Raw genomic sequence first — 5,048 nt, 5'->3', positions numbered from 1 at the left:
GGCGATCATCAAGGCGCCTGTAATGAATACCCTAGGTGGGTGTTTGTGAATGGTAAAGACTGCCGCCTCAAGCAAAGTAACTGTGCCGGTATTCCTAAACGACGAGCAACAGAACAACACGTCTGTTTGAATGGGTGGTGATAATGTTGACCCAATATCTAACTCTATTTAAAGCCATTGCCTTTGCTTCCGTTCTTAGCGGTGTCGCTTATTGTTCTTATGACTACGGCGTAACAACTACCGAAGCCAAAGCACTAAAAGCGCAAAACGTACTCTGGGGAAAAGTAGAGCAGAAACAAGATGAGGCTTTTCAACTAGCCGTAAAACTCGCTAACCAAAAGCCTGATATTCGTATTGAATTTCGAGAGATTGAAAAAGAGGTGATCAAGTATGCTCAAAAGAACAATGATAAGCAGTGCGTTGTTAATGATCCTGACTGGATGCACATCCGCGCCCAATCAGTGCGAGCGCATAATAGAGCAATCGGTATTCAGCAACCCTCCACCGTCCCTGATGGTGCCGCCAAAACCGCTACAGGTTACGAGCGAGACGCCGAAGTCTTAGCGGAAGATGTAGCGAACCTGCAAACCTGTGCTGAAAATGCTCAGAAGCTCTTATCGCTACAAACTTGGATAAGAGCACAACTGCAACACTCACTGCAGTAAAGACGAATCTGTCTATACTCGATACTAAGCCGCATCCAACTTTTTATATTCTTTAGGGGTAATAACCTGTTGCCCCACAACATCATTCAATTCTTGCATCATATCAATCAACGGTAGCAGCTCGTTCTTGTGGAACATCCAATCCACCTTATTCAAGTCCAGTGACGTAATACTCTCGCGTCGAATACTCATCAACTCGATTGGCACACGGTGAACCGAAAGCACCTCGTTCATGGTCTGATTCTTCACATCACGGTAAGAATCTTTCGCTTCTACTTGCCCAATCGGCTTGAGTTCTGGCGGGTTGGAGTCTTTACCTTTAGCGTTCACAAATAGATTCTTAAATGCTAATCCTTCCTTAGCTTTCAATTGCTCTTTGATCTCGTTTTGTTGCTTATCTGTCATGTTAGGGTCGTTCATATACAGCAAGTAACCCGCATGGTTACCATTGCGGTAATACTGACGGCGAAACAAAGTGGCATCATCGTTCAACCAAATAGAGGTCAAAGAGCTAATGTGACTCGGCAAACCATACAGTTCTTGAGCAACGTCATAGTCACCCAAATAGAACACTTGGTTATGTTTGTAGTCTATACGGCCATCATCGTCGTAAGCTCTTGGCTTATACGACCAACCCAAGTCTTCACGCCTACGCATGTAAAGTGTCGGTAAATGCTTGAGCTTAACGACTTCGCCTAAACCTCTATAATCTCGAATCACCTGAAGATGAGCCCCACCAAAAGTGAGGTAGTCTTGAATAAAGCGCTTTGCATCTTGGCGTGAAAGTAATCCACTCAACGAAATGGCATGCATTAACGTATTGCGCTTAAACTCAATCGCACTCGAATGCATTGGGTTGGTACGCAGTGCTTTGGCTAAGGTGTCTAAGGCGATCGGTGGTTCGTATAAACCATCAACCAACGCCACTTCTAAATAACTGAGAATGTCGCTGTTCATCACGCTCACGGGTTTAGAAAATTCAATCTCTATCACTTGGTCTCTCCAAAAATTAGGCTAGAAGAACTCGACAGTGGTGTCGGTGTCGTTATTAATATCAATCGGCTCCCAACGCAGAACGTGCATAGACGCCCAGGCTAAATCCGCATGAGAGCCAATTTTGCTGCGGTTGGAAGTAAAGGTAATTTGGTTACTTACTTTGGTGGTTTGCTGGCGAATCATTAAGAATGAGTGAACGAGATCATCCCACTCTGCTTCAAACTGTAAGCGGCCACTGTTAATGATTTCTCGTGATTTGTACGCCATCAATCGTTTCACTTCGGGTGAGTAATCCAACTCAACCAAAGCGGGATAAAACTTGCGAACAAGCTCTGCAACCGCAGAGCCTACGCCACTGGTATCCATCGCCATGTACACCACATTGTATTTATCGGTAATGCTGCGAATCGTGTCAGCCTGTTGCTCATAGCTAGAACCTTTAAGGCGCACTCGCTCAATCAGTCGGAACACACCACCTTTGCGCTTAGGCTTTAACGCCACCACAAGGCCTGCATCATCCGAGCTTTCACCCGTTCCGCCACCTCTTGGGTCATAACCGACCAAAACCTCTGCATTGCCCACTGGCCTTACTTTGTCGTGGTCGACATCTTTCCACAATGACGTGTCGGCCTTACAGGCCAGTAATGCTTTCAATGAGAAGAATGAAGCGCTGTCATCCAAAAACTTACAACGCAGCAGGTTGTCGAAAATCTCTTTAACCGGATACTTACGCTTAAGCTTATCCATGTTGAAGAAGGTCGCGCCCTTCTTAATCGCATCATCAACCGTGATCATTTGACGGAAGATAAAATCAACACCTAAAGCACCGGCTTTAAGTGCCTTGTGGCTGATGTCAATACCGTGCTCTTTCTTGCCTTGCCATTTCGGGTAGGCTTCATGTGCCATGGTGGAAGGTGTTGAAATGTAAGTGGTGCGAAACTGCGCCTGAATCGACATACCGCCTGCATAATCATCCAATTCAGCAAAGCGAGGGATCCAAAACACTTCATCCCAATACATGTGGCCGTTAAAGCCTTGAGAGGTCGCAACATTGGTCGACATAAAACCAAGCTTTGCGCCGTTGCTTAACTCGATGTCGTCCTTACCTTTAAGGTCAACTTCGCCAATCTCTAGCGCAAATTTACGAATGTAGTTTTTGAAGATATACGACTGCTTTTTCGACGCAGAGATAAACACCTGGTTGTCGCCAGTCAGCACCGCATCTTCAAACGCTTCAAAGGCAAAATAGAACGTAAGACCAATCTGACGCGACTTAAGATAAAAGCGAGTTTCATTGATCTCATCGTTTTGTTTATGGCCGTGAATTTCCTTTTGGTATTCGAAAAAGGTTTTCTCGCGATACTCATCCAACATCTCTTTGGTGATGTGGGAAACATCGTTCTTCACCTTATTCGACTTACGCCCACGCTTTTGCTCACCATCACTTCGGCCAGCTGGTCGGCTGCGTCTTTGCTCAGCTTCATCACGCTTGAATTGCTGTTCGAGTAACATCTTGAGCTCACGCTCTTGGCTCTCAAGCTTTTCGTCAACCCACATCAAGTAAGCAATGCGCTGTCTCATCATTAATTCGACGGGCGCGTCATCCCTCAGCGTCTTCCAATCAAACTGAGTTATCCATTTTTGAACCGTGCGTGTGGCTACGCTAACCGCTTCTGCAATTTCAGCAGGCTTACGTTGGCGTAAAAACAGTCCCAAAGCTTTCGTTTGGTCGGCGGTATATAGCGGTTCGCTAACAACATTATTTTCCATGTTTGCATAGTGCTACAGCGCTTGTGATTACTCAGCTTGAACGATTTCTATATCAAGCGTTTAGAACTAGGACAAATACAAAAAGGCGGAGGCATTGGGTAAATTGGAATCATCGAATTTAGGAGAGTTTAGGCATGTTCAAATCAGAGCCAATTTGTGTATTAACCGCAGGACCAACCATTGATGGTCGCGATATTCCTCAAAAGGTAATTGATGATATTGCCGAAACTTACGACCCGAAAAAGTACACCGCTCGTATCAACGATGATCATTCTGAGTGGAGCTGGAAAGGTGGCTCGGTGTTAACAGCGGAAGCGCGTGGCAACGAGTTGTGGGTTGAAGTGAAGCCCAATTCTCACTTGTTACGCAACATCGAAAACGGGCAGCTACTGCATACCTCATGTGAATATTTAGAAGACTTTGCGAAAACAGGAAAAGCTTACCTAACTGGGCTTGCATTTACCGATGAGCCAGCATCATTAGGAACAACCCAAGTACACCTTTCAGCGCAGCGTAGTGAGAAAAAAGCCCTGCATGTATGCACTGGGCAAATGCTCAACTACACGGGGAAAGCCCCAGAACAAATCGAGCTATCAACTGAAGAGCGCTCGTTAATGAACAAACTTTTTAGCTGGTTAAAAGGTGAAGAACCTGAGCAGCTCTCACAACAACAGGAAGAAGGCGACATGAGTAAAAAAATTGAAGAGCTGCTTGAAGCAAGCGTAGAGCAAAACCAAGTTCTATCAGGTCAATTAGGCCAACTTGTTACTCAGCTATCGGCTCAAAACAACCCTGAACAAAACCCTAATGGTGATGAAAAAGACACGACACCAGAAGGAAACAGTCAAGAGACTGAGCTGAAAGGTCAAGTCGAGACTCTTTCGTCACAGGTAGAAAGCCTAACAGGTCAAATCGAAAAGCTCAGCAAGCTAACCGATGAAGAGCAGCGCCAGTTAGCAGGCGAAGGTGATGACGACAATACTTATTTATAAGTGTTGATACGTTCTCAATCCATAACGTTTTAGATTAGGTAATAGACATGCAACAGCATACAAAAACAAAACTCAGCGCTTACGTGAAAGCGGTAGCCGCTCAAAACGATGTTGATGATGCAACAGAGAAATTCAACGTGAGCCCTAATGGTACTCAGCGCATTATCGCGGCTATCCGTGAAAGCAACTGGTTCCTAGAAAAAATCAACATCATTTCGGTGAAAAACCAAAAAGGTGAATCCATTGGCCTTGGTGTGACAGGCATGATTGCCAGCCGTACCGATACTTCTGGTGCAGGCAAACGCACACCTAAAGATCACTCAAGTATGGGGGCTATGCCTTACATGTGTGAGCAAGTGAACTTTGATACTGCACTACGTTACGCAAAAGTAGATGCATGGGCGCATCATAAAAACTTCAACACCTTGCTAAGTAAAGCGACTCGCGAACAGATTGATGCGAACAAAATCACTATCGGTTGGTATGGCGAAAGCGTTGCTGATAACACCGATGCAAGCGCGAACCCGAACGGTGAAGACGTAAACAAAGGTTGGTTCCAAGCCATGCGTGACCACAACGCAGCGCGACTTATCAAACAAGGTAAGAACGTGGGTGAAGTGCGTAT

At 45.4% G+C, this 5,048-nt stretch carries 5 protein-coding genes and 1 pseudogene; 4 read left to right on the top strand and 2 right to left on the bottom strand.

The window, feature by feature from the left end; all coding sequences use genetic code 11:
• Both AB4496_RS12730 and AB4496_RS12725 read left to right on the top strand, forming a co-directional pair.
• A pseudogene (locus tag AB4496_RS12730) lies at positions 1-141 on the top strand (lysozyme); the annotation flags it as partial.
• A gap of 2 nt (positions 142-143) precedes the next feature.
• The gene (locus tag AB4496_RS12725) at positions 144-665 is read left to right on the top strand and encodes a hypothetical protein (RefSeq protein ID WP_102258103.1); all 522 of its coding nucleotides are present in this window, start codon (positions 144-146) and stop codon (positions 663-665) included.
• A gap of 24 nt (positions 666-689) precedes the next feature.
• On the opposite strand, the gene AB4496_RS12720 is transcribed toward AB4496_RS12725, so the two are convergent.
• Positions 690-1,658 (bottom strand): phage portal protein, encoded by a 969-nt coding sequence (locus AB4496_RS12720; RefSeq protein ID WP_102258102.1) that lies wholly within the window; start codon positions 1,656-1,658, stop codon positions 690-692.
• A 21-nt stretch (positions 1,659-1,679) separates the two neighbouring features.
• Complete coding sequence (locus AB4496_RS12715) at positions 1,680-3,431, bottom strand: terminase large subunit domain-containing protein (RefSeq protein WP_102258101.1); 1,752 nt, start codon at positions 3,429-3,431, stop codon at positions 1,680-1,682.
• Positions 3,432-3,565: 134 nt separating this feature from the next.
• Between AB4496_RS12715 and AB4496_RS12710 the strand changes: the two genes are divergently transcribed.
• Together AB4496_RS12710 and AB4496_RS12705 are read left to right on the top strand one after the other, a co-directional pair.
• Positions 3,566-4,423, top strand: a complete 858-nt coding sequence (locus tag AB4496_RS12710; RefSeq protein WP_102258100.1) for a GPO family capsid scaffolding protein — start codon at positions 3,566-3,568, stop codon at positions 4,421-4,423.
• Positions 4,424-4,470: 47 nt separating this feature from the next.
• Positions 4,471-5,048 (top strand): P2 family phage major capsid protein (locus tag AB4496_RS12705; protein WP_372131081.1); only part of this gene is annotated, 578 nt, incomplete at its 3' end.

The sequence above is a fragment of the Vibrio sp. 10N.222.46.A1 genome (assembly GCF_041473595.1).
GTDB lineage: Bacteria > Pseudomonadota > Gammaproteobacteria > Enterobacterales > Vibrionaceae > Vibrio > Vibrio tasmaniensis_A.
This window is presented reverse-complemented; position numbering and strand designations above follow the sequence as displayed.

What these genes read in the sequence shown, in the direction of transcription:
- AB4496_RS12725 (WP_102258103.1), top strand. Translation starts at nt 144, where the DNA reads ATGTTGACCCAATATCTAACTCTATTTAAAGCCATTGCCTTTGCTTCC.
- AB4496_RS12715 (WP_102258101.1), bottom strand. Translation starts at nt 3,431, where the DNA reads ATGGAAAATAATGTTGTTAGCGAACCGCTATATACCGCCGACCAAACG.
- AB4496_RS12710 (WP_102258100.1), top strand. Translation starts at nt 3,566, where the DNA reads ATGTTCAAATCAGAGCCAATTTGTGTATTAACCGCAGGACCAACCATT.